This window comes from Streptomyces cavernae, assembly GCF_004023625.1.
Lineage (GTDB): Bacteria > Actinomycetota > Actinomycetes > Streptomycetales > Streptomycetaceae > Streptomyces > Streptomyces cavernae.
The window spans coordinates 165,954-189,738 of record NZ_RPDJ01000016.1 but is presented as its reverse complement, the minus strand read 5'-3'; the positions used below and the strand labels follow the sequence as shown (position 1 = coordinate 189,738).

The 23,785-nt window shown below is 72.0% G+C and carries 21 protein-coding genes; 20 read left to right on the top strand and 1 reads right to left on the bottom strand.

The window, feature by feature from the left end:
• Positions 1–119 precede the first annotated feature (119 nt).
• From glmS to EF387_RS47570, 7 genes are all read left to right on the top strand, one after another.
• On the top strand, positions 120–1,961 hold the full coding sequence (gene glmS, locus EF387_RS26910; protein ID WP_128379184.1) for a glutamine--fructose-6-phosphate transaminase (isomerizing): 1,842 nt from the start codon (positions 120–122) through the stop codon (positions 1,959–1,961).
• Positions 1,962–1,977: 16 nt separating this feature from the next.
• A complete protein-coding gene (locus EF387_RS26905; protein WP_128379183.1) occupies positions 1,978–2,346 on the top strand; it encodes a holo-ACP synthase in 369 nt (122 codons plus the stop codon).
• Positions 2,347–2,412: 66 nt separating this feature from the next.
• Positions 2,413–3,858, top strand: coding sequence for an NAD(P)H-hydrate dehydratase (locus EF387_RS26900; RefSeq protein WP_128379182.1), 1,446 nt, complete (start codon positions 2,413–2,415; stop codon positions 3,856–3,858).
• Between the two features lie 267 nt (positions 3,859–4,125).
• Entirely contained in the window at positions 4,126–5,301 is a 1,176-nt protein-coding gene (gene alr / locus EF387_RS26895; RefSeq protein ID WP_128379181.1) for an alanine racemase, read from the top strand.
• A 170-nt stretch (positions 5,302–5,471) separates the two neighbouring features.
• Positions 5,472–6,788 carry an alpha/beta fold hydrolase gene (locus EF387_RS26890; protein ID WP_128379180.1) on the top strand — a complete coding sequence of 439 codons (1,317 nt, stop codon included), beginning with the start codon at positions 5,472–5,474 and terminating at the stop codon, positions 6,786–6,788.
• Positions 6,760–7,260: a tRNA (adenosine(37)-N6)-threonylcarbamoyltransferase complex ATPase subunit type 1 TsaE gene (gene tsaE, locus EF387_RS26885; protein WP_128379179.1), complete on the top strand. Its 501-nt coding sequence runs from the start codon at positions 6,760–6,762 to the stop codon at positions 7,258–7,260. The genes EF387_RS26890 and tsaE overlap by 29 nt, the downstream gene beginning before the upstream one ends.
• A gap of 168 nt (positions 7,261–7,428) precedes the next feature.
• Positions 7,429–7,590 (top strand): hypothetical protein, encoded by a 162-nt coding sequence (locus EF387_RS47570; protein ID WP_202918378.1) that lies wholly within the window; start codon positions 7,429–7,431, stop codon positions 7,588–7,590.
• A gap of 530 nt (positions 7,591–8,120) precedes the next feature.
• On the opposite strand, the gene EF387_RS26880 is transcribed toward EF387_RS47570, so the two are convergent.
• On the bottom strand, positions 8,121–8,675 hold the full coding sequence (locus EF387_RS26880; protein WP_128379178.1) for a hypothetical protein: 555 nt from the start codon (positions 8,673–8,675) through the stop codon (positions 8,121–8,123).
• A 122-nt stretch (positions 8,676–8,797) separates the two neighbouring features.
• On the opposite strand from EF387_RS26880, the gene tsaB reads away from it, so the two are divergent.
• The 13 genes from tsaB to EF387_RS26815 all read left to right on the top strand — a co-directional run bounded on the left by tsaB (position 8,798) and on the right by EF387_RS26815 (position 23,437).
• Positions 8,798–9,445: a tRNA (adenosine(37)-N6)-threonylcarbamoyltransferase complex dimerization subunit type 1 TsaB gene (gene tsaB / locus EF387_RS26875; RefSeq protein ID WP_128379177.1), complete on the top strand. Its 648-nt coding sequence runs from the start codon at positions 8,798–8,800 to the stop codon at positions 9,443–9,445.
• A gap of 17 nt (positions 9,446–9,462) precedes the next feature.
• Positions 9,463–9,957: a ribosomal protein S18-alanine N-acetyltransferase gene (gene rimI / locus EF387_RS26870; RefSeq protein ID WP_128379282.1), complete on the top strand. Its 495-nt coding sequence runs from the start codon at positions 9,463–9,465 to the stop codon at positions 9,955–9,957.
• Complete coding sequence (gene tsaD, locus EF387_RS26865; RefSeq protein ID WP_128379176.1) at positions 9,950–11,056, top strand: tRNA (adenosine(37)-N6)-threonylcarbamoyltransferase complex transferase subunit TsaD; 1,107 nt, start codon at positions 9,950–9,952, stop codon at positions 11,054–11,056. The genes rimI and tsaD overlap by 8 nt, the downstream gene beginning before the upstream one ends.
• Positions 11,053–11,346, top strand: coding sequence for a hypothetical protein (locus EF387_RS26860; protein WP_128379175.1), 294 nt, complete (start codon positions 11,053–11,055; stop codon positions 11,344–11,346). The genes tsaD and EF387_RS26860 overlap by 4 nt, the downstream gene beginning before the upstream one ends.
• Positions 11,347–11,446: 100 nt before the next feature.
• A complete protein-coding gene (locus EF387_RS26855; RefSeq protein WP_128379174.1) occupies positions 11,447–13,288 on the top strand; it encodes a glycoside hydrolase family 15 protein in 1,842 nt (613 codons plus the stop codon).
• Positions 13,289–13,382: 94 nt separating this feature from the next.
• Positions 13,383–14,426: a LacI family DNA-binding transcriptional regulator gene (locus tag EF387_RS26850; RefSeq protein WP_128379173.1), complete on the top strand. Its 1,044-nt coding sequence runs from the start codon at positions 13,383–13,385 to the stop codon at positions 14,424–14,426.
• A gap of 107 nt (positions 14,427–14,533) precedes the next feature.
• Positions 14,534–15,859, top strand: coding sequence for an extracellular solute-binding protein (locus EF387_RS26845; RefSeq protein WP_420802624.1), 1,326 nt, complete (start codon positions 14,534–14,536; stop codon positions 15,857–15,859).
• Between the two features lie 135 nt (positions 15,860–15,994).
• Positions 15,995–16,936: a carbohydrate ABC transporter permease gene (locus EF387_RS26840; RefSeq protein ID WP_238431718.1), complete on the top strand. Its 942-nt coding sequence runs from the start codon at positions 15,995–15,997 to the stop codon at positions 16,934–16,936.
• Complete coding sequence (locus tag EF387_RS26835; RefSeq protein ID WP_420802623.1) at positions 16,933–17,829, top strand: carbohydrate ABC transporter permease; 897 nt, start codon at positions 16,933–16,935, stop codon at positions 17,827–17,829. The genes EF387_RS26840 and EF387_RS26835 overlap by 4 nt, the downstream gene beginning before the upstream one ends.
• Positions 17,830–17,878: 49 nt before the next feature.
• Complete coding sequence (locus EF387_RS26830; RefSeq protein WP_128379170.1) at positions 17,879–20,191, top strand: beta-xylosidase/alpha-l-arabinosidase; 2,313 nt, start codon at positions 17,879–17,881, stop codon at positions 20,189–20,191.
• A gap of 137 nt (positions 20,192–20,328) precedes the next feature.
• A complete protein-coding gene (locus EF387_RS26825) occupies positions 20,329–21,384 on the top strand; it encodes an LCP family protein (RefSeq protein ID WP_128379169.1) in 1,056 nt (351 codons plus the stop codon).
• A gap of 118 nt (positions 21,385–21,502) precedes the next feature.
• Positions 21,503–21,859, top strand: a complete 357-nt coding sequence (locus tag EF387_RS26820; protein WP_128379168.1) for a YciI family protein — start codon at positions 21,503–21,505, stop codon at positions 21,857–21,859.
• 318 nt (positions 21,860–22,177) lie between these two features.
• Entirely contained in the window at positions 22,178–23,437 is a 1,260-nt protein-coding gene (locus EF387_RS26815) for an RNA polymerase sigma factor (RefSeq protein ID WP_128379167.1), read from the top strand.
• Positions 23,438–23,785: the final 348 nt, after the last annotated feature.

Genomic DNA, 23,785 nt, shown 5'->3' with positions numbered 1-23,785 from the left:
CGGCCGTAGGCCACCACCGCTGGGCCACTACCGCTGGGCCACCGGAGGGGCGCGGCGCCCGGGTGGCGTCGAGCGGGCAATCAGCGGGGCGCGGCGGTCCGGGCCGTAGGCTGCGGGCCATGTGCGGAATCGTGGGATACGTTGGCTCGCAGTCGGCGCTCGAGGTCGTCATGAGCGGCCTGAAGCGGCTCGAGTACCGGGGTTACGACTCGGCGGGCGTCGCGGTCCTCGCCGACGGCGGTCTCGCCACCGCCAAGCGGGCCGGGAAGCTGGTCAACCTGGAGAAGACGCTGGGCCGGAGACCGCTGCCCACGGGGAACACCGCTATCGGGCACACCCGTTGGGCCACGCACGGCGGCCCCACGGACGCCAACGCCCATCCGCACCTGGACAACGCGGGACGGGTCGCGGTCGTGCACAACGGCATCATCGAGAACTTCGCCGCCCTGCGGGCCGAACTGGCGGACCGGGGACACCACTTGGCGTCCGAGACGGACACCGAGGTCGTCGCGCACCTGCTCGCGGAGGAGTTCTCCTCCTGCGCCGATCTGGCGGAGGCGATGCGGCTGGTTTGCCGACGGCTGGAGGGCGCGTTCACCCTGGTGGCGGTGCACGCGGACGAGCCGGACCTGGTCGTCGGGGCGCGCCGCAGCTCCCCGCTGGTGGTCGGCGTCGGCGAGGGCGAGTCCTTCCTCGCCTCCGACGTGGCCGCGTTCATCGCCCACACCCGCGCCGCGATCGAGTTGGGCCAGGACCAGGTGGTGGAGCTGCGCCGGGACGGGGTGACCGTCACCGGGTTCGACGGCATGCCCGCCGAGGTGCGCACCTACCACGTGGACTGGGACGCATCCGCCGCCGAGAAGGGCGGCTACGACTACTTCATGCTCAAGGAGATCGCCGAACAGCCCAAGGCCGTCGCCGACACGCTCCTCGGCCGGATCGACGCGACGGGGTCGCTGTCGCTGGACGAGGTGCGGATCACCGACTCCGAGCTGAGCGAGGTCGACAAGGTGGTGATCGTGGCGTGCGGTACGGCCTTCCACGCCGGGATGATCGCCAAGTACGCCATCGAGCACTGGACCCGGATTCCCTGCGAGGTGGAACTGGCCAGCGAGTTCCGCTACCGCGACCCCATCCTCGGCGAGCGTTCGCTGGTGATCGCCATCTCCCAGTCCGGCGAGACCATGGACACCCTGATGGCCGTGCGGCACGCCCGTGGACAGGGCTCCAAGGTGCTGGCGATCTGCAACACCAACGGCTCGACCATTCCCCGTGAGTCGGACGGCGTGCTGTACACGCACGCGGGCCCGGAGGTCGCGGTCGCCTCGACGAAGGCGTTCCTGACCCAGCTCGTCGCCTGCTACCTGGTGGCCCTGTATTTGGGCCAGGTACGGGGGACCAAGCGCGCCGACGAGGTCCAGGAGGTGATCCGCGACCTGTCCCGCATGCCGCACGAGGTGGACCGCGTGCTGGAGACCATGGAGCCGGTACGGGAGCTGGCGCGCTCGCTGGCGTACCAGGACACCGTGCTGTTCCTGGGCCGGCACGTCGGGTACCCCGTGGCGCTCGAAGGCGCCCTGAAACTCAAGGAACTTGCGTACATGCACGCCGAGGGCTTCGCCGCGGGCGAGCTCAAGCACGGGCCGATCGCTCTGATCGAGGACGGCCTGCCCGTGGTGGTGATCGTCCCTTCCCCGCGCTCGCCGCTGCACGACAAGGTGGTCTCGAACATCCAGGAGATCCGGGCCCGGGGGGCGTGCACGATCGTGATCGCGGAGGAGGGCGACGAGGCGGTGGTCCCGTACGCCGACCGGCTGGTCCGCGTCCCCGCCACGCCCACCCTGCTGCAACCGCTGGTCGCCACCGTTCCGTTGCAGGTCTTCGCCTGCGAGTTGGCCACGGCGCGGGGCAACGAGGTGGACCAGCCGCGGAACCTGGCCAAGTCGGTGACGGTGGAGTGAGTTCGCTGGGGGTGCTGTGATCATCGGGGTGGGGATCGACGTCGCGGAGATCGACCGTTTCCGGGCGTCGCTGGAGCGCACGCCGGGGATGGCCGGGCGGCTGTTCCTGCGGAGCGAGTTGTATCTGCCGAGCGGCGAACGCCGGGGCATCGCCTCCCTCGCGGCACGGTTCGCCGCGAAGGAGGCGCTGGCCAAGGCGCTGGGGGCGCCGCCGGGACTGCACTGGACGGACGCTGAGGTCTACGTGGAGGACTCGGGCCGCCCTCGACTGAGGGTCACCGGGACGGTGGCGGCCCGGGCCGAGGAACTCGGGGTCCGGTCGTGGCATGTGTCGCTGAGCCATGACGCGGGGGTGGCTTCGGCGGTGGTGGTGGCGGAGGGGTGACGTGGGGCCGGGGCGGTGGGGGCGAAAAACCTGAGCCCGGTGACCACTTACGGGAGACTCGGACCCATGCGGACTGCGTACGGAGTGGAGACGGTGAGGGCCGCCGAGGGTGCGCTGATGGCGCGGCTGCCCGAGGGGACGTTGATGCAGCGGGCCGCGGCGGGACTCGCCGCGGTCTGTGCGTCGTTGCCGGGACGGGTCTACGGATCCCGCGTCGTCCTGCTCGTCGGCAGCGGCGACAACGGCGGCGACGCCCTCTACGCGGGCGCCCGCCTGGCCCGCCGCGGAGCCGGCGTCTCCGCCGTGCTGCTCGCGCCCGACCGGGCGCACCGCGCGGGGCTCGCGGCGCTGCTGCGTGCCGGCGGGCGGGTGGCCGAGGACCCGTACGGGGTCCTCGACAAGGCCGATGTCGTCGTCGACGGGATCACCGGCATCGGCGGAAAGGGCGGGCTGCGCCCCGCCGCCGTCCCCGTGGCACGCGCCGCACGCGATTCGGGCGCCACCGTCGTCGCCGTCGACCTGCCGAGCGGTGTGGAGGCGGACACCGGCGAGATCACCGGCGAAGCCCTGCGCGCCGATGTGACCGTGACCTTCGGCACCTACAAGCCGGGCCTGCTGATCGACCCCGGCCGGGAGCACGCCGGCGCCGTCCGGCTCGTGGACATCGGCCTGGACGCCGTCCTGCCCGCCGCACCCGACCTGGAGGTCCTGCAGCACGCGGACGTGGCCGCCCGGCTGCCCCGCCCCGCGGCGGAGAGCGACAAGTACCGGCGCGGGGTCGCCGGGATCGTCGCCGGGTCGGCCCGCTACCCGGGCGCGGCCGTGCTGGCCGTGGCGGGCGCACTGCGCGGCGGGGCCGGAGCGGTGCGCTATGTGGGCCCGGCCGCCGACGCGGTGATCGCCCGCTTCCCGGAGACGCTGGTGTCGCAGGGCCCGCCCCGGAAGGCCGGGCGGGTGCAGGCGTGGGTGGTCGGACCGGGCCTGGGGGACAGCCCCGGCGTCGCCGAGGTGCTGGCCTCCGACGTGCCGGTGCTGATCGACGCGGACGGGCTGCGCGGACTCGACCCGGCGACCGTCCGGGCGCGCTCCGCACAGACGCTGCTGACCCCGCACGCCGGTGAGGCGGCGGCGCTGCTCGGGGTGCAGCGGGAGCAGGTGGAGTCGGCGCGGCTGGCGTCCGTTCGGGAACTGGCCGCCAAGTACGGGGCGACGGTCCTGCTCAAGGGATCGACCACGCTGGTCGCCGCGCCGGAGCCGGAACTGCCGGTCAGGGTCAACCCCACCGGAACGCCCTGGCTCGCCACGGCCGGCAGCGGGGACGTGCTGTCCGGACTGGCCGGTTCCCTGCTCGCGGCCGGACTCGACGCCCGCGACGCCGGCTCGGTGGCGGCCTATCTGCACGGCCTGGCGGGCCGCTTCACCGCGGACGGGGCACCCACCGCGGCGTTCACGGTTGCCGAAGCGGTACCGACGGCGTGGCGGAGCGTGACGGAGGCGGTACCGACGGCGTGACAAGTGGGACGGAGGCGGTGCCGGTGGCGTGGCGGGTGTGAGCGGGGCGGTGCTGGTTGTGCGCGGGTGTGAGCGCGGCGATGCCGGTGGCGTGGCCGATGTGACCGGGGCGGTGCCGACGGCGTGACTGATGTGACGGGAGCAGGGCCGGTGGCGTGGCGGAGCGTGTCCGGCTGGGATGGCTGACCTGCCGTGTCACGGCTGAATTGGCGTGAGGGCGGAGCGCTCGGCGGTGCTGTCGCGCCCCTCTGCGACACTGGGTCTGCGATGACTGAGACAGCACAGCCGCGCGAAGGCGTCGAACAACTGCGCGCCCGCGCCGAGATCGATCTGGCCGCACTGCGGGCCAATGTACGGACCCTGCGCGCCCAGGCGCCCGGGTCCGCCCTCATGGCCGTGGTGAAGTCGGACGCGTACGGGCACGGGATGGTGCCCTGCGCGCGGGCCGCGCTCGACGCGGGCGCCGCCTGGCTCGGCACCGCCACCCCCGACGAGGCGTTCGCGCTGCGGGCGGCGGGCATCGAGGCGCCGGTGATGTGCTGGCTGTGGACGCCGGGTGGACCCTGGCGGCAGGGCATCGAGGCCGGGCTGGACATGGGTGTCAGCGCGCTCTGGGCGCTGGAGGAGGTCGTCGCCGCGGCCCGCGCCGCAGGTGGCCGTCCCGCCCGCATCCAGCTCAAGGCGGACACCGGCCTCGGGCGCAACGGCTGCACGCCCGCCGACTGGCCGGACCTCGTCCGCGCGGCCCTGGCGGCCGAGCGCGACGGGCTGGTGCGGGTCACCGGCCTCTGGTCGCACTTCGCCTGCGCCGACGAGCCGGGCCATCCCTCCATCGCCGCTCAGCTCACGCGCTTCCGCGAGATGGTGACGTACGCCGAGGACCAGGGCGTACGCCCCGAGGTGCGGCACATCGCCAACTCCCCGGCCACGCTCACCCTCCCTGAGACCCACTTCGACCTGGTGCGCACCGGCATCTCGGTGTACGGCGTCTCGCCGAGCGCGGAGATCGGCTCCCCGGCCGACTTCGGACTGCGCCCGGTGATGTCGCTCATCGCGTCGCTCGCCCAGGTCAAGCATGTCCCGGCGGGCCACGGCGTCAGCTACGGCCATCACTACGTCACCGCCGGCGACACCACCCTCGGCCTGGTCCCGGTGGGCTACGCCGACGGCATCCCGCGCCACGCCTCCGGCACCGGCCCCGTGCTCATCGGCGGTAAATGGCGGACGGCGGCGGGCCGGGTCGCCATGGACCAGTTCGTGGTCGACCTCGGCGGGGACGAACCGGCGGCGGGCGCCGAGGCCGTCCTCTTCGGACCCGGCGACCGGGGCGAGCCGACCGCCGAGGACTGGGCCCAGGCGGCGGGCACGATCGCCTATGAAATCGTCACCCGCATCGGAACCCGAGTGCCGCGCGTCTACGTGAATACGGAACAAGACGGGTAACCGAAAGGTGTGCCGCACAGCGAACCGCGGCGGCACACGACGGTGGCGGACGACGGCGGCAGAAGAAAGCAGCGGACGACAGGACGCGCGGCAACACGCGCGAAGGAACGACCACGACCAACGACCAGCCGGGAGCGAAGGCCCCGGGAAACCGGCGAAGAGGAGCGGCAATGAGCGAGACCAGCGCGGAGGCGGTCGCGGATGCGGCCGGGGCCGCGGCCTCGGCCGTCTCCACCGCCCGGGAGGCGGCCGCGGCCTTCTCCGGCGCCCGGGCCGCCGCCGCGGCCTCGGCCGCGTCCAGCGCCCCGGGCGCGGGGAGCTGGCGCATCGCGGGCATCGCCGGCGCGGCGATAGGCGTGGTCGCCGCGGGCGCCGCCGCCGGGGTCGCCATCGAGCGGCTCACCGTGGGGCGCGGCATGCGCAGAAAGGCCCGCCTGGCCCTCGACTCCACCGGCCCGTACGGCGCGCTGCGCGGAATGCCCGGAAAGGCGTACGCCGACGACGGCACGGAGCTGTACTACGAGGTCGACGAGGTGGAGACGGACACCGCGCCCCTCGCCCCGCGCCGCCGCCGGCTCTTCGGCCGCAAGGCGCCCGCGCCGGTCACCGTCGTCTTCAGCCACGGCTACTGCCTCAACCAGGACTCCTGGCACTTCCAGCGCGCCGCCCTGCGCGGGGTCGTCCGGACCGTGCACTGGGACCAGCGCAGCCACGGCCGCTCCGGGCGCGGTGTCGCCCAGCACCAGGACGACATCCCCGTCACCATCGACCAGCTCGGGCGCGACCTGAAGGCCGTGATCGACGCGGCGGCGCCCGAGGGGCCGCTCGTGCTCGTGGGGCACTCGATGGGCGGCATGACGGTGATGGCGCTGGCCGACCAGTACCCGGAGCTGGTCGGGGAGCGGGTCGTCGGCGTCGCCCTGGTCGGCACCTCCTCCGGCAGGCTCGGCGAGGTCAACTTCGGACTGCCTGTCGCGGGCGTCAACGCCGTACGGCGGGTCCTCCCGGGAGTGCTGAGGGCGCTGGGGCAGCGGGCCGAACTGGTGGAGCGCGGCCGGCGGGCCACCTCCGACCTGTTCGCGGGGATCATCAAGCGGTACTCGTTCGCGTCCAAGGACGTCGATCCCGCGATCGAGCGGTTCGCCGAGCGGATGATCGAGGCGACGCCCATCGACGTGGTCGCCGAGTTCTACCCGGCCTTCAACGACCACGACAAGACGGAGGCGCTGGCGCGCTTCGCCGAGCTGCCGGTGCTGGTGCTGGCCGGGGTCGGGGACCTGGTGACGCCGAGCGAGCACAGCGAGGTGATCGCGGACCTGCTTCCGGACGCCGAACTGGTGCTCGTACCGGACGCCGGGCACCTGGTGATGCTGGAGCACCCGGAGGTCGTCACCGACCGGCTCGCCGACCTGCTCACCCGGGTGGGAGCCGTCCCGGCAGGGGCTACCGTTGGTCGCTATGGAAGCAGCACTGCACAGCCGGGCTGAGATCACCGTCAGCTCTCCCGACCAGATGACCGAGCTGGGCCGTCGGCTCGCCAAGCTGCTGCGCGCGGGCGACCTGGTGATGCTCACCGGTGAGCTGGGCGCGGGCAAGACGACGCTGACGCGGGGGCTCGGCGAGGGGCTCGGTGTGCGGGGGGCGGTGACCTCGCCGACGTTCGTGATCGCCCGGGTCCACCCCTCGCTCGGCGACGGGCCGCCGCTGGTGCACGTGGACGCCTACCGGCTCAGCGGCGGACTGGACGAGATGGAGGACCTGGACCTCGACGTCTCGTTGCCCGAGTCCGTGATCGTGGTCGAGTGGGGCGAGGGCAAGGTCGAGGAACTGTCCGAGGACCGGTTGCAGGTGCTCATCCACCGCGCCACGGGCGACACCGACGACGAGGTGCGGCAGGTCCGGCTCGCGGGGTTCGGGGAACGCTGGGCGTCCGTCGACCTTTCGGTGCTTTCCGCCTGATCAGCGCGGCTTCCGCCCGCGTCATACGTGCGTTCGTACATTCGCCCCAACATTCCGACAAGACGTCGGGAAAATGTTGCGCCGGGCGCGTTCGGCATGGTCACATGGACGCAGTGCGTGGTTAGGTCTACCTAACCACGTCTGCTCCCGGAGCCCGAGGAGGCGGCCATGTCGACACCAGACCGTGACGAGAAGCGGGCTGCGGCGGGTCCCCGCAAGGTGTCGATGAGCGAACTGCTGGCGTCGTGCGCCGCCGCGAACGCGGTCTCCACCCCACCCCGCCCACCGGCTCCACCGGTCGTCCGGGAGGAACGCCGACAGGCCGCGTGAAAGGTGTTTCAGGCTGTCCGGCGTTTGAGGACGAGGCCCTTCAGGCCGACAGCCTGGGTCCGGGGGCCGCAGCCCCCGGGAACGGGACGGGTAGGGGCGGAGGGGGCGAATCACAGTGGGCGTCGCGCATCATCTGCCGGGGCCGATCGGGCAGTGACCACGGAGGTGTGTGCCAGCCCGGTCCGGTGGTGCCTGCCCGTGGGGCGTCGGTGGTGCCGTGGGGCGTCGGCGGTGCCGTGGGGCGTCGGCGGTGCCTGCCCGTGGGGCGTCGGCGGTGCCGTGGGGCGTCGGCGGTGCCTGCCCGTGGGGCGTCGGTGGTGCCGTGGGGCGTCGGCGGTGCCTGCCCGTGGGGCGTCGGTGGTGCCGTGGGGCGTCGGCGGTGCCTGCCCGTGGGGCGTCGGTGGTGCCGTGGGGCGTCGGCGGTGCCTGCCCGTGGGGCGTCGGCGGTGCCCGCGGGGCATCGGTGGTGCGCATGGGGCCCCGGCGGTGCCTCCCCGGAGTGTGCCTCCCACAGGGGCGTGAGCCCGGGGTCAGGGGACGACTACGACCTTTCGGCCGACCGGCGCGAACTCCCACATCGCGTTGCCGTCCGCGCGGGACTCCCGGATTCCGCCCAGCTTCTTCGTGCTGTCCGGGGCCTGCGTCGAGCCGTTCACCGCAGCGCTGAAGCCGACCGGTACGCCGTCCACCCTGGCGAACAGCACCACGTGCTCGACCGCCACCCCGTCCGATCCGGTGATGGCGTCGGACCGGGAGGTGACGGCGTAGGCGGCCGGTGCCGGGTCGACGGTTCCGGGGGTCACCTCGAACGTGCGTCGTACCTTGTCGCCGGCGTCCACCAGCCAGACCCGGTCCGCGTCCAGCGAGTACACCACCCGCTCACCCGTGCCGGAGCGACCGGGCAGCGCCGTGGCCTGCGCACCGTTCCCGGGCTTCTTCGACTTCACGGCCGCAGGGGACTTCGACGGCTGCGGCTTGCCCAGGTTCTCCGGCACGCTCGCCTGCGCCTGGTAGGCGAGGAATCCGACTGCGGCGATCGCCGCCGCGGTGAGCCCGGCCACGAATCCCGAGCTGCTCCGAGCCACCTTGTGCGCCACCTCTCGCTGCCGGACGTCAAGGACATGACGTCATTGATGTGACGGTAGCAGCACGGACCCGGCTGACCGGGGCGACAGTGCCCCCGGCCGAACCGCCGTAGGCTGTTCGCGTGCTCTTGCTCGCTCTGGATACCGCCACCCCCGCCGTGACCGTCGCCCTGCACGACGGGACGAACGTCGTCGCCTCGTCGAGTCAGGTGGACGCGCGTCGGCACGGGGAACTGCTGTTGCCCGCCGTCGACCGGGTGCTCGCCGAGGCCGGGCTGCGGCTCGACGCCGTCACCGGCATCGTGGCCGGGATCGGCCCCGGCCCGTACACCGGCCTGCGTGTCGGACTGATGACCGCCGACACCTTCGGGCTCGCGCTCGGGGTACCGGTGCACGGTCTGTGCACCCTGGACGGACTCGCCTACGCCTCCGGGCTCGACGGACCGTTCGTGGTGGCGACGGACGCACGGCGCAAGGAGGTGTACTGGGCGCGGTACAAGGACCGCAGGACCCGTGCCACGGACCCCGCCGTCGACCGCCCCGGGGACCTGGACGTCGGCCATCTGCCCGCGGTCGGCGCCGGAGCGCTGCTCTACCCCGCCACCTTCCCGAACGCGCACGAGCCCGAGCACGTCTCGGCCGCCGCGCTCGCCTCGCTCGCCGCCGAGAAGCTGGCGCGCGGCGAGGAACTCGAACCGCCCCGGCCCCTGTATCTGCGCCGCCCGGACGCCCAGGTACCCAAGAACTACAAGGTGGTCACCCCGAAGTGACCGTGCTACTGCGCGAGATGCGCTGGTGGGACATCGATCCCGTACTGGAACTGGAGAAGGATCTCTTCCCCGAGGACGCCTGGTCGCGCGGGATGTTCTGGTCCGAGCTGGCCCACGCGCGCGGGCCCGAGGCGACCCGGCGGTATGTGGTGGCCGAGACCTCCGAACAACGGATAGTCGGCTACGCGGGCCTCGCCGCGGCCGGCGACCTGGGGGACATCCAGACCATCGCCGTCGCCCGCGACCACTGGAGCACGGGCCTCGGTTCGCTGCTGCTCACCGAACTGCTGCGGGCCGCGAGCGCCTTCGAATGCGCCGAGGTCATGCTCGAGTGCCGCGTCGACAACATCCGGGCGCAGAAGCTGTACGAGCGCTTCGGCTTCGAGCCCATCGGGTTCCGCCGCGGCTACTACCAGCCGGGGAACGTGGACGCCCTGGTGATGCGTCTGACCGGCCCGTCCGACCGACTCGACGGCGTACAAGGAACACAAGGAACAGAGATCCATGGCTGACTCACGCGATGAGCCTCTCGTGCTCGGCATCGAGACCTCCTGCGACGAGACCGGGGTCGGCGTCGTCCGCGGTACCACGCTGCTGGCCGACGCGGTCGCCTCCAGCGTCGACGAGCACGCCCGGTTCGGTGGCGTGGTCCCGGAGGTCGCGTCCCGTGCGCACCTGGAGGCGATGGTGCCCACCATCGACCGGGCGCTGAAGGAGGCGGGGGTGAGCGCCCGCGACCTGGACGGGATCGCCGTCACCGCGGGTCCCGGACTGGCCGGCGCGCTGCTGGTGGGCGTCTCCGCGGCGAAGGCGTACGCGTACGCGCTGGGCAAGCCGCTCTACGGCGTCAACCACCTCGCCTCGCACATCTGTGTGGACCAGCTGGAGCACGGCGCGCTGCCCGAGCCGACGATGGCGTTGCTGGTCTCCGGCGGCCACTCCTCCCTCCTGCTGTCGACGGACATCACCGCCGATGTCCGGCCCCTGGGCTCGACCATCGACGACGCCGCGGGCGAGGCCTTCGACAAGATCGCGCGGGTGCTCGACCTCGGCTTCCCGGGCGGTCCCGTCATCGACCGGTACGCGCGCGAGGGCGACCCGGCCGCGATCGCCTTCCCACGCGGTCTGACCGGTCCGCGCGACCCGGTGTACGACTTCTCCTTCTCCGGCCTGAAGACCGCGGTCGCCCGCTGGATCGAGGCCAAGCGCGCGGCGGGTGAGGAGGTACCCGTGCGTGATGTGGCGGCCTCCTTCCAGGAGGCGGTGGTGGACGTGCTGACCCGCAAGGCCGTGCGCGCCTGCCGTGACGAGGGCGTCGACCATCTGATGATCGGCGGCGGTGTGGCCGCCAACTCCCGGCTGCGCGCCCTCGCCCAGGAGCGCTGCGAGGCGGCCGGGATCCGGCTCCGCGTGCCGAGGCCCAAGCTGTGCACGGACAACGGCGCCATGGTCGCGGCTCTGGGCGCGGAGATGGTGGCCCGGGGGCGGGCCGCGTCGGACTGGGACCTGTCGGCGGACTCCTCGCTGCCGGTGACGGACCCGCATGTGCCCGGTACGGCCGCCGCCCATGACCATGTGCACGAGGTCTCGAAGGAGAACCTGTACTCGTGACCGTCGCGCTGATGTGGGAGGCACGGGCGGTCGCGGGTCGTGGCGAGGAGCTGCTGGCCTGGGCCCGGGCACAGCGACTCCCGGCGCGGCCCCTGCGCCGGGAGACCCTGCGGGCTCCGCAGGACCGGGTCCTCGTCCTCACCTGGTGGGACGCGCCGTACGACGCCGATCTCCCCGAACTCCCGGAACCGGCCGGGGATCTGGTGACGCGGGCGGTGCACCGGTGGCGGTTCGAGTCGCTGGGTGAGGAGCCCGGCTCGGGCGAGGAGTCCGCCTCGGGCGTGGGCTGAGCCGGCGCGGCGGCCGTAACCTGGAAACACGTCGGCGGGCGGGGGCCGGAACCGCCCCTCGCCCGCAGGCGAGCCGAGCCTCCTGACAAAGGGTGCTGCCATGGCGGAGTCGACCGCGTACCTGCCCATCGCCGAGCACGGGCTCGTCGGTGATCTGCGGACGGTGGCCCTGGTGGGCAGCAACGGCACGATCGACTGGTACTGCTGTCCTTCCTTCGACGCGCCGAGCGTCTTCGCCTCCCTCCTCGACGCCGAGCGCGGTGGCTGCTTCGAGCTGGCGGCGGCCGTTCCCGCGCGGACCAAACAGTTCTACTTCCCCGACACCAACGTCCTGATCACCCGGTTCTTCACCGAGGACGGCGTGGGCGAGGTCCAGGACTTCATGCCGGTGACCGGCGAGGGCGGCACCGGCGGCAGCACGAAGGGCGCGAGCGGGAACGAGGCCGGGAGACACCGGCTGATCCGGCGGGTGCTGTGCGTCCGCGGCACCCTTCCGTTCCGGGTGCGCGTCGCGCCCCGCTTCGCCTACGGGGCCGACCCGCACACCCTGCGGATCACCGGCGACGTCGCGGTCTTCGAATCCGCCCGGCTGACGCTCGCGCTGACCTCCACGGTGCCCGTGGAGTGCGACGGTGCCGACGTCCGGGCCGAGTTCAAGCTGGCCGAGGGCGAGGCCGCGGTGTTCGCGCTCGACCAGGTCGGCGGTGATGTGGCGCCCCGCGGATGCGCCCGCGCCGAGGCCGAGCGGGAGTTCACGGCGACGGTGGCGTACTGGCGGCACTGGCTGTCCGCCTCCCGTTACCGCGGCCGGTGGCGGGAGATGGTGCACCGCTCCGCGCTCACCCTGAAGCTCCTCACCTACGCCCCCACCGGTGCGATCGTGGCAGCGCCCACGACGAGCCTGCCCGAGCAGATCGGCGGCGAGCGCAACTGGGACTACCGCTACGTATGGGTCCGCGACGCCGCGTTCTGCGTGTACGCGCTGCTGCGGCTGGGCTTCACCGGTGAGGCCGAGGCGTTCATGGGGTTCCTGGCCCGGCACATCAGCCCCGGCGACGGCGGCCCGTCCGGTCCGCTGCAGATCATGTACGGCATCGACGGCCGAACCGACCTGCCCGAGCGCGAGCTCGACCATCTGGAAGGCCACCGGGGCTCCGCACCGGTCCGGGTCGGCAACGACGCCGCCGGCCAGCTCCAGCTCGACATCTACGGCGCGCTCATCGACTCGATCTACCTCTACGACAAATGGGCCCAGCCCATCTCGAGCGACCAGTGGGACGACGTCTGCGCACTGGTGGACTGGGTGCGCGAACACTGGGACCAGCCCGACGAAGGCATCTGGGAGACCCGCGGCGGCCGCAAGGACTTCCTGTACTCGCGGCTGATGTGCTGGGTGGCCATCGAGCGCGCCGTCCGGATGGCTCACCGGCGCGGCCTGCCGGCGGAGCTCCCGCGCTGGCGCCAGGCCCGCGACACGATCTACCGGCGGATCATGACCCGCGGCTGGTCCGCCGACCGCGGGGCGTTCGTGCAGTACGAGGACGGCAGCGTCCTCGACGCCGCCGTGCTGATGATGCCGCTGGCCAAGTTCATCTCGCCCACCGACCCCAAGTGGCTGTCCACGCTCGACGCGCTCACCCAGGAGTTGGTGTCCGACTCCCTCGTCTACCGCTACGACCCCGAGGCCAGCCCGGACGGCCTGCACGGCGACGAGGGAACCTTCTCCATCTGCTCGTTCTGGTACGTCGAGGCGCTGACCCGGGCCGGGCGGGTCGACGAGGCCCGTCTCGCCTTCGAGAAGATGCTCACCTACGCCAACCACCTCGGTCTGTACGCGGAGGAGGTCAGCCGGACCGGCGAGCAGCAGGGCAACTTCCCCCAGGCCTTCACCCATCTGGCCCTGATCAGCGCGGCCTTCAATCTGGACCGCGCCCTGGGCTGAGCCAACCCTGGACCGTGCCGGTCCCCTGTAGCCTTCACGCCAACCCGGGTTTTCCGGAAGGTTTTTGCAAGGTTTCGGCAACGGAGGTGGGCGCGTGGCCCGGGAGAGCGCCGGCGGCGGCGTCAGGAACAAGGAGACGAACAAGGTGACCATCACCGAGATCGCCCGACAGGCGGGAGTCTCGGTGCCCACGGTGTCCCGCGTGGTCAATGGCCGATCCGACGTGTCGCCGGAGACCCGGGCCCGGGTCGAGGACCTGCTGCGCCGGCACGGCTACCGGCGCAAGCAGCCCGCGGACCGTTCCCGGGCGGCCCTCATCGACCTCGTCTTCAACGACCTGGACAGCCCCTGGGCCGTGGAGATCATCCGCGGGGTCGAGGACGTCGCGCACGCCTCGGGCGTGGGCACGGTGGTGTCCGCCATCCACGGCGCCTCGCGCCCGGCGCTGCAGTGGATGGAGAACCTGCGCGCCCGCGCCTCGGACGGGGTGATCCTCGTGACCTCCGTCCTCGAACCCCGGCTGCACGAGGAGCTGCGCCGCCTGGGCGTGCCCCTCGTCGTGGTCGACCCGGCCGGCTCCCCGTCCCTGGACGTGCCGACCGTCGGCGCCACCAACTGGGCCGGCGGGATGGCAGCCACGGACCATCTGCTCGGTCTCGGTCACCGCAGGATCGGCTTCATCGCCGGTCCCCAGCGGCTGCTGTGCTCACGGGCGCGGCTCGACGGCTACCGCGCCGCACTCGAGGGCGCCGGCCTCGCCGTCGACGAGGCCCTGACCGTGCCCGGGGACTTCTACCACGCGTCCGGCTTCGAGGGTGCGGGCGTCCTGCTGGACCTGGCCGAACCGCCGACCGCGGTGTTCGCCGCCAGCGACCAGATGGCGCTCGGCGCGATCGAGGCGCTGCGCCGCCGCGGCCTCAGGGTCCCCGAGGACATGAGCGTGGTGGGCTTCGACGACCTGCCGGAGGTGCGCTGGTCCGCGCCCCCGCTGACGACCGTGCGCCAGCCCCTGGCGGACATGGGCAGGCTGGCCACCCGTACGGTGCTGCAGCTCGCGGCCGGTGAGGAGCCGGCGTCCCGCCGTGTCGAGCTGGCCACCGAACTCGTGGTGCGGGCGAGTTCGGCGGCGCTTTCCTGAGGTCCCGGCCGAAGTATTTGTTAAGAGCGTTGACACGCCTGTCTCGCACCCGTACTTTCCGAGCGCACTGAACCGATAATTTTCGGCCCTCTTCCGGAAGGTGTGCGATGCAGGCGTTGGGCAGCACTTCTCTAGCGTTGAGCACCACCTCTCTCTCCCGCCGCCGGTTGCTGGCGGCCTCAGCGGCGGCCGGACTGGGGGCGACCGCGCTCAGCGCGTGCGGCTCCTCCGACAGCGGCAACAGCTCCGGCAAGACCACCGTCGAATGGTGGAACATCACCACCACCCAGCCCGCGAAGAAACTGTGGGCGCAACGCGCCAGGGAGTTCGAGGCCGCGCACCCCGATGTGACGATCAAGATCGTCACGTTGGAGAACGAGGCGTACAAGTCGAAGATGACCGCGCTGACCACCTCGGGGAAGCTGCCGGACATCTACCACACCTGGGGCGGCGGCGTACTCAAGCAGCAGATCGACGCCGGACTGGTCGAGGACCTCACGGACAAGGTCTCCTCCTGGACCGCCGACTACGTGCCGGCGTCCCTGACGGCCTACCGGTTCGACGACAGGACGTACGCCGTTCCCTTCGACATCGGCATGGTCGGCTTCTGGTACAACAAGGCGCTCTTCAAGAAGGCCGGCATCGCCTCCCCGCCCACCACCTGGTCCGCCTACCTCGATGCGGTGGGAGCCCTCAAGGACGCCGGGATCACGCCCATCGCCCTGGCCGGCAAGGAGAAGTGGCCCGGCATGTACTACTGGGCGTACCTCTCGATGCGCGTCGCCGGACTCGACGCGATGCGGAAGGCCGCCGAGGACGCCGACTTCACCGCCGAGGGCTTCGTCACGGCCGGACAGCACCTCAAGGACCTCGTCAAACTCAACCCCTTCCAGAAGGGGTTCCTGGGCGCGGCCTACTCCACGCCCAGCGGCCAGGCGGCCGCCATGGGCAACGGCAAGGCGGCCATGGAGCTGATGGGCCAGTGGGCGCCGGTCGTCGAGAACGACGCCGGGAAGGGTCTCGGCGACGACCTCGGCTTCTTCCCCTTCCCCGCCGTCGAGGGCGGAAAGGGCGCGCTCACCGAGGTGTTCGGCGGGGGCGGCGGTCACGCGGTGCGCAAGGGCGCGCCCGACGCCGCGTTGGAGTTCCTGAAGTTCTTCGCCGAGAAGCAGTTCGCCGAGAAGCTCGTCAAGGAGACCGGACTGATACCCGTCTCCAAGGGCGCGCGCGGCGCACTGACCGACCCCAACCTCACCGCCGTGTCGGACGAGTTGAACAAGGCCACCGGCTTCCAGCTCTACCTCGACCAGGCCTACGCCCCCGCCGTCGGCCAGGAGATCAACGACAGCGTGGCCGCGCTCATCGCGGGCTCCAAGTCGCCCGAACAGGTGACGCGTTCGGTCACTCAGGTGGCCAAGAGCGAGCAGAGCTAGCGGTCGCCGATGACGCACCCGACCTCGACACCCTCGACGTCTTCGACACCGTTGACGCCTTCGACGCCTTCGTCCTCCGCGAAGGCGTCGACGAAGCACGTGTGGGGCACCGGCAGGTCCCCGGGCGACCCCGCCGTGCCCACCGGCGGGCCCGCCCGTGCGCCGGTCCTGCACCGAGTGCGCGACTGGCTGTCGGCCTTCGTCTTCACGGTGCCCGCACTCACCCTGTTCGGGCTGCTGGTGCTGGTGCCGATGGGTTACGCCGGTTACATCAGCTTCTTCAACTGGGGCGGATTCGGTTCGCTGACGGACGCCGTGGGCTTCGACAACTACACCCGTCTATTCAAGGACCCCGTCTTCCTCGGGGACCTGTGGCGCGGAGGGCTGCTCATCGGCCTCTCCGTCGTCCTCCAACTGCCCTTCGCCCTGGCCGTGGCCGTGCTGCTCAACCAGAAGCTGCGCGGCCGGGCCGTCTACCGGATGCTGTTCTTCGCGCCGTACATCCTCTCCGAGGTCATCACGGGCGTGCTGTTCGGCATGATCTTCGCGCCCGGGGACGGGCTCGCAGACAAGGTCCTCGACGCGGTCGGCCTCGGCGGCCTCGGCGGGGACTGGTTCGCCGGCCGGGACACCGTTCTGCCCACGCTCTTCCTCGTCATGACCTGGAAGTACTTCGGCTTCCACATGATGCTGTACCTGGCGGGCCTGCAGGGCATCCCGGCGGTGCTGCACGAGGCGGCGCGCATCGACGGCGCGGGATCCTGGCAGCGCTTCCGCCACATCACGCTGCCGCTGCTCGCACCCACCCTGCGGATCAGCGTGTTCCTGTCCGTCATCTACGCCATCCAGCTCTTCGACATGGTCTGGGTGACCACCGCCGGCGGGCCCGACCACGCCTCGGAGACGATGGCGGTCAGCATGGTCCAGTACGGCTTCAAGCGCTTCCAGATGGGCTACGCCAGCGCCATCAGCGTCGTGATGTTCCTGATCAGCCTGGTCTTCGCCCTCGCCTACCAGCGATTCGTCCTGCGCCGTGACACCGAAGGAGCCGTCACCACCATGCGAGCCAACCGATGAGCGCGCCGACGGCCGGGCGGGCCCGGGTGCGACGGAACTCCGAGCCGGCCGTACCGAAGAGCGTGCGGCGGCGCCGGAGACTGCGCACCCTGCCCGTGTACGCGGTGCTCTGGCTGATCGGCGTCTTCATGGTCACCCCACTGCTGTACGCCCTCGTCTCAGGCTTCAAGTCCACCAAGCAGCTCTCCGGCAACACCTTCGGGCTGCCCTCGCCCTGGGTGACCTCCAACTACACCTCCCTGCTCGGCTCGTCGGACTTCTGGCGGTCCCTGGGCAGCAGCGCGGTCATCGCCGTGGCCGCGACCGTGCTCACGGTGGCGACGGCGGCGCTCGCGGCGTTCGCCCTCGCGCGCTTCGCCTTCCGCGGCCGCGAGGTGGTGTTCACCCTGTTCACGATGGGGCTGATGTTCCCCTTCGCGGTGGCGATCCTGCCGCTGTTCATCCTCCTGCGCACCTTCGGGCTGCTGGACAACCCATGGGGTGTGATCCTCCCCGAGGCCGCTTTCGGCCTGCCGGTGACGATCATCATCCTGCGCGGCTTCTTCCGGGAGATCCCCGGTGAGCTGGAGGAGGCGGCCACCCTCGACGGCTGCTCACGCTTCGGGTTCTTCTGGCGCATCCTGCTGCCGCTGGCCCGGCCAGCGCTCGGCACGGTGTCCGTCCTCGCCATCGTGAGCAGCTGGAACCAGTTCCTGCTGCCGCTGCTCGTCTTCAGCGAGCCCACCTGGTGGACGATCCCGGTCGGCATCCAGCAGTTCCAGGGCCAGTACGCCGCCGACGTGGCCCGCATCTTCGCCTACCTGGTGCTCGCCATGGTGCCCGCCCTGGCCTTCTACGCGGTCGCCGAACGGCAGTTGATCGGCGGCATAACGCTCGGCGCGACCAAGGGCTGACCGACGACCGCCCGACATACCGAACTCCCTTACCCATACGAGGAGTTACATGACCGACCCCTGGCAGGACCCCGCCCTGCCCGCAGACGTCCGCGCCGCCGACCTGCTCGCCCGGATGACACCGCAGGAGAAGGCCGCCCAGCTCTACAGCGTCTGGCCCGGCTCGAACGAGACCCCGGGCGGCGACATGGCCCCGCTGCAGCACGCCCTGTCCGAGGAACTCGACCTCGGCGAACTGCTCCCGCACGGCCTCGGTCAGCTGACCCGTCCCTTCGGCACGGCGCCGGTGGAGCCGGCCGAGGGGGCCGCGCGGCTGGCCTCCCTCCAGGAGCGGATCCGCGCCGCGAACCGCTTCCGGCTGCCCGCCCTGGCGCACGAGGAGTGCCTGACCGGCTTCACGGCCTGGCAGGCGACGATCTTCCCCACGCCGCTCGCCTGGGGCGCGAGCTTCGACCCGGCCCTGGTGAAGGAGATGGCGGCCGCGATCGGGACCGTCATGCGGTCGGTCGGCATCCACCAGGGGCTGGCTCCCGTGCTCGACGTCGTACGGGATCCGCGCTGGGGCCGCACCGAGGAGTCGATCGGCGAGGACCCCCACCTCGTGGCGACGGTGGGCACCGCCTACGTACAGGGCCTCCAGGCCGCCGGCGTCGTCGCCACGCTCAAGCACTTCGCCGGGTACTCGGCCTCGCGCGGCGCCCGCAACCACGCGCCCGCGTCGCTCGGCCCCCGCGAACTGGCGGACGTCATCCTGCCCCCGTTCGAGATGGCGGTACACGAGGGCGGCGCGCGGTCGGTGATGGCGGCGTACAACGACATCGACGGGCTGCCGGCCCACGCCCACCACCGGCTGCTCACCGGACTCCTGCGGGAGGAATGGCAGTTCACCGGTACGGTCGTCGCCGACTACTTCGGGGTCTCCTTCCTGGAGTCGGCGCACGGGCTCACCGACTCCCCGGCGGGGGCGGCGGCGCTTGCCCTCGCCGCCGGCGTGGACGTGGAACTCCCGGCGGTGCGCTGCTTCGGGACCGGGCCCCTGGACGAGGACCTCGTGGACCGGGCCGCGTTGCGGGTCCTGACGCAGAAGTGCGAGCTGGGTCTGCTGGACCCGGACTGGGCGCCGCCCGCCGTGCCGTCCCCCGCGACCGACGGCGCGCTGGACTTCGATCCGCCCCCTGCGCGGGCGCTGGCACGGCGGCTGGCCGAGGAGTCGGTCGTCCTGCTGTCCAACGGACCCGCCCCCGGTACCGCCACTGGCACGGCCCCCGGTACCGCTACCGGCACGGCCACCGGCCCGCTGCTGCCGATCGGCCCCGAGGTGCGGCGGATCGCGGTCCTCGGCCCGCTCGCCGACGACCCGGCGGCCATGCTCGGCTGCTACACGTTCCCGCGCCACGTCCTGCTGGATCACCCCGAGTTGCCGATGGGCGTGGCCGTGCCGACGCTGCTCGACGCGCTCCGTGCGGAGCTGCCGGACGCGCGGTTCGTGGACGATCCGGGTGCGGCCCAGGTGTGCGTGGTCGCGGTCGGCGACCGGTCGGGGCTGTTCGGACGTGGCACCTCGGGCGAGGGCTGCGACGCGGCCGACCTCGAACTGCCCGAGGGGCAGGGCGCACTGCTGGACCGGGTGCTGGACGCGGCGGCCACCGGCGGCACACCGGTGGTACTCGTCGTGTTCTCCGGCCGCCCGTACGCGCTCGGGCGCTGGGCGGACCGGTGCGCGGCCATCGTGCAGGCGTTCTTCCCGGGCGAGGAGGGCGGCCCGGCTGTGGCCGGGGTGCTGTCGGGGCGGGTGAACCCGTCGGGACGGCTCCCGGTGAGCGTGCCGCGCGATCCGGCCGGGCAGCCGTGGACCTATCTCGCCCCGCCGCTCGGCCGCCGGGGTGAGGCCAGCAGCCTCGACCCCACCCCGCTGTTCCCGTTCGGCCACGGGCTGTCCTACACGGCGTACGACTGGCAGACGCCGTCCGCCGACGCCGACCGGGTCCCGACGGACGGCGCGACGACGCTGCGTCTGACGGTCCGCAACACGGGGGGCCGGCCCGGTACGGAGGTCGTCCAGCTCTATCTGCACGACCCGGTGGGCAAGGTGGCCCGCCCGGTGGCCCGGCTGGTGGGCTATGCGCGGGTGCCGCTGGAGGCGGGCGCGTCGGCCGAGGTCCAGTTCACGTTTCCGGCGGACCTGGCCGCGTACACCGGCCCGGACGGCGAACGGATCGTCGAACCGGGGGAGCTGGAACTACGGTTCGGGTCGTCCAGCGCGGAGGAGGACGTACGGCATGCGGTGCCGGTGACACTGACGGGGCCGGAACGGGTGGTCGGTCCCGGACGGCGGATGCGGTGTGAGGTGCGGGTGAAGTAGCGAGACTACGGACACCTGCCGAACTGTCCGGGGCGTGTCGGTGCTGTCGGTCCTGTCCGTGACGAAAGATGAGTTTTTCTCAAGAAAAGCGGGTCGGAGGTTTACCGTTGTAATAATTCGGACGTACGTTCCCGAGTGTGACGGGAGAAGACGAGCACGGACGCAGGGGAAGACGCGGGGGCCGACGGCCGGGAGTACTCAAGGTCGTCGGGCTCACCGTCGCCGGGGGACTGGCCCTGGCCGCCGCCGGGGTGGGCTGGGCGTACTGGCAGCTGAACCGCAACATCGAGAGCGTGGACATCGACAGCGCCCTGGGCGACGACCGGCCGGCGCGGGTGGCGCTCGCCCCTTCACCGTCGGCCTCCACCCTCGTCTCGGAGGTGCCCAGCGGTGCGCTGAACATCCTGGTCCTCGGCTCGGACTCGCGCAGCGGCGAACGCAACGCCGAACTGGGCGGCGGCGACAGCGGCGGGGCCCGCTCCGACACCGCGATGATCGTGCACCTCGACGAGGGCCGCACCGGGGCGACCGTGGTGAGCATCCCGCGCGACACGCTGGTGACCCGGCCCTCCTGCCCGCGGAAGTCCGGCGGGAGCACCGCGGTGCGGTACGGCGCCATGTTCAACTCCGCGTACGAAGTGGGCGGTCCGGTCTGCGCGGTGAAAACGGTCGAGTCCATGACCAACATCCGCATGGACCACTACATCGAGGTCGACTTCGCCGGTTTCGCGGACCTGGTGGACGCGCTCGGCGGAGTGACGGTGACGACCGACACCGCCATAACCGACGAGGACAGCCGTCTGGAACTCGCCGCCGGCGAGCACCACCTCGACGGCACCCAGGCCCTGGCCTTCGCCCGTACCCGTCATGGCGTCGGCGACGGCAGCGACCTGGGCCGCATCAAACTCCAGCACCAGCTGGTGAAGGCACTGCTGGATCAGGTCGGCTCCACCGACCTGCTGACCAGCCCGACCAGGCTGTACGACGTAGCCAGGACACTCACGAAGAGCCTTACGACGGACACGGACCTGGACTCGCTCACCGAACTGGCCGGCCTGGCCCAGAGCCTCAAGGACCTGTCGTCCTCCGAGGTCACGACGCTGACCATGCCGGTGGTGCAGGCGCCGTCGAACCCCAACCGGGTGGTGGCGAACGAACCGGAGGCGAGCGATCTGTGGGAGTCGCTGCGCTGAGCCCTGCTCGGAAAAAATCTTCGAAGCAGTTCGGAGAGGGTGTCGATCCCGGCCTTCGTCGTTCGACGCACGGGTGAGAGGCGGGGACGAGCCCCGCCTCGGTACCGAAGGAGTCACCATGCCGCGTTACCTGTCGCTCGTGCAGATCGACGAGAACACCGCACCCGCCGAGGGCCCCAGCCCGGAGCTGATGCAGCGTATGGGAGAGCTGCTCGAGGAGATCACGAAGGCTGGGGTCATGCTCGACACCGCCGGGCTGACACCGACCGCGCAGGGCACCCGGGTGCGCTGGGAAGGCGGGCAGCTGTCCGTCACGGACGGCCCGTTCACCGAGGCCAAGGAGGTCGTCGGCGGCTACGCGATCATGCAGTGCAAGGACAAGGCCGAGGCCATCGAGTGGACCAAGCGGTTCCTGAAGGTGCACGAGGAGCACTGGACGGTGACCTGCGAGGTGCGGGAGATCGCCGAGGGCTGAGGGGTCCTTGCACCATGCCCGCCCGGGTCGCGTGGTCCGGCACCGCTCCCCAAGCTCTCGGCTGCGCTCGAGCAGGCGGCACCCCCATCGCCCCCATGCCGAAAAGCCCAGGTAGCTCCTCCCCCCGCTCGGCCTCGCTCGAGCGGGGGGACCCCATCCAGGGCTCTCCGGCGCCTTGCGATGCTCCCCCACAGCCCGAAAGGCGTGGGAGGTGCCCCCGGCACCAGACCACGCGACCGGACGCTCACAGTGCAAGGACCCCCGAGCCCCGGATCCCCGTTTTGGCGGGACGGCCCCGCGGGTGTCTGATGGGTATCTGTGACAGCAGAGCCGACGGACCCCGCGGGCCCCGCCATCGAGACCGTCTTCCGCATCGAGTTCCCCCGCGTCGTCGCGGCCGTCGCCCGCGTCGTCCGGGACGTCGGGATCGCGGAGGAACTGGCGCAGGACGCACTGGTCGCCGCGCTGGAGCAGTGGCCGCGGGACGGGGTTCCGGACAACCCCGGGGCCTGGCTGACCGCCACCGCCAAACGCCGAGCGATCGATCTCGTACGACGGCGCGAGCGCTACGCACGCAAACTGGCGGAGATCGGGCGTGACCTCGAGACCACGGTCGCCCCGGCGGAGCCCGCCGACCCGGACGACATCGACGACGACCTGCTCCGGCTGGTCTTCACCGCCTGTCACCCCGTCCTGTCCGCCGAGGCGCGGATCGCGCTCACCCTGCGGCTGCTCGGCGGACTGACCACGGCGGAGATCGCCCGGGCCTTCCTGGCGCCGGAGGCCACCGTCGCGCAGCGGATCGTCCGCGCCAAACGGACCCTCGCCACCCGGAACGTCGCCTTCGAGGTGCCCTACGGGCCGGAGCGCGAGGCCCGGCTCGGCTCCGTCCTCGAGGTCATCTACCTCATCTTCAACGAGGGCTACTCGGCCACCGCCGGCGACGACCTGCTGCGCCCCGCCCTGTGCGAGGACGCGCTGCGGCTCGCCCGCGTACTGTCCGGGCTGATGCCCAAGGAGCCCGAGGTGCACGGGCTGACCTCGCTGCTGGAGTTCCAGGCGTCCCGCACCGCCGCCCGCACCGGGCCCGGCGGTGAGCCGGTCCTGCTCAAGGACCAGAACCGCACCCGTTGGAACCGCATGCTGATCGCCCGCGGCATCGCCGCCCTGGGCCGCGCCGACGCGGTCTCCACCGGCGCCCCCGGCCCGTACTTCCTGCAGGCCGCGATCGCAGCCTGCCACGCGCACGCCCACACCTACGAGGACACGGACTGGCCACGCATCGCCACCCTCTACGGCCTGCTCGCCGCCCGTTCCCCGTCCCCGGTGGTGGAGCTGAACCGAGCGGTCGCCGTCTCCATGGCCGAGGGCCCCGAAGCCGGCCTGAAGATCACCGACACCCTGACCACGGAGCCAGCCCTGCGCGACTACCACCTCCTGCCGAGCGTGCGCGGCGACCTGCTGTCCCGCCTGGGCCGCCCGGCTGAGGCGAGGGCGGAGTTCGAGCGGGCCGCGCGGCTGACCCGCAACGAACGGGAACGAGAGCTGCTGCTGCGGCGGGCGCAGGACTGCGGATAGCCCTGCGTGGAACAGCGAGACGGACAGGACCCACGACGTCGTCAGAAGGAGCCGGCCCGGCTCGTCCCGCTCGATGAGGGGAGCCGGCGGGAGCGGGACCGGTGGGACGGTCCGCCGGGGGACGGCCTGCCGGGGGGACGGCCTGCCGGGGGGCGTGCGGCCTGTCGGCGTGCGGCTGCCCCCACTATTCGGAATTCTTCTCATCACTTTCAGTGGCGGCACAACCATCGGCGGGCGGAGCCCATCTAACGCGGGGAACCAACGAGACGCGGTGAGCGAAAGCACCGGACGAGATGTCAGGTGCAGCATGCCGTGTGGCCTGATTTCTCTGGGGGTCTGTCAGGGATG

What these genes read in the sequence shown, in the direction of transcription:
- glmS (WP_128379184.1), top strand. Translation starts at nt 120, where the DNA reads ATGTGCGGAATCGTGGGATACGTTGGCTCGCAGTCGGCGCTCGAGGTC.
- EF387_RS26900 (WP_128379182.1), top strand. Translation starts at nt 2,413, where the DNA reads ATGCGGACTGCGTACGGAGTGGAGACGGTGAGGGCCGCCGAGGGTGCG.
- alr (WP_128379181.1), top strand. Translation starts at nt 4,126, where the DNA reads ATGACTGAGACAGCACAGCCGCGCGAAGGCGTCGAACAACTGCGCGCC.
- EF387_RS26890 (WP_128379180.1), top strand. Translation starts at nt 5,472, where the DNA reads ATGAGCGAGACCAGCGCGGAGGCGGTCGCGGATGCGGCCGGGGCCGCG.
- tsaE (WP_128379179.1), top strand. Translation starts at nt 6,760, where the DNA reads ATGGAAGCAGCACTGCACAGCCGGGCTGAGATCACCGTCAGCTCTCCC.
- EF387_RS47570 (WP_202918378.1), top strand. Translation starts at nt 7,429, where the DNA reads ATGTCGACACCAGACCGTGACGAGAAGCGGGCTGCGGCGGGTCCCCGC.
- rimI (WP_128379282.1), top strand. Translation starts at nt 9,463, where the DNA reads ATGCGCTGGTGGGACATCGATCCCGTACTGGAACTGGAGAAGGATCTC.
- tsaD (WP_128379176.1), top strand. Translation starts at nt 9,950, where the DNA reads ATGGCTGACTCACGCGATGAGCCTCTCGTGCTCGGCATCGAGACCTCC.
- EF387_RS26855 (WP_128379174.1), top strand. Translation starts at nt 11,447, where the DNA reads ATGGCGGAGTCGACCGCGTACCTGCCCATCGCCGAGCACGGGCTCGTC.
- EF387_RS26845 (WP_420802624.1), top strand. Translation starts at nt 14,534, where the DNA reads ATGCAGGCGTTGGGCAGCACTTCTCTAGCGTTGAGCACCACCTCTCTC.
- EF387_RS26835 (WP_420802623.1), top strand. Translation starts at nt 16,933, where the DNA reads ATGAGCGCGCCGACGGCCGGGCGGGCCCGGGTGCGACGGAACTCCGAG.
- EF387_RS26830 (WP_128379170.1), top strand. Translation starts at nt 17,879, where the DNA reads ATGACCGACCCCTGGCAGGACCCCGCCCTGCCCGCAGACGTCCGCGCC.
- EF387_RS26820 (WP_128379168.1), top strand. Translation starts at nt 21,503, where the DNA reads ATGCCGCGTTACCTGTCGCTCGTGCAGATCGACGAGAACACCGCACCC.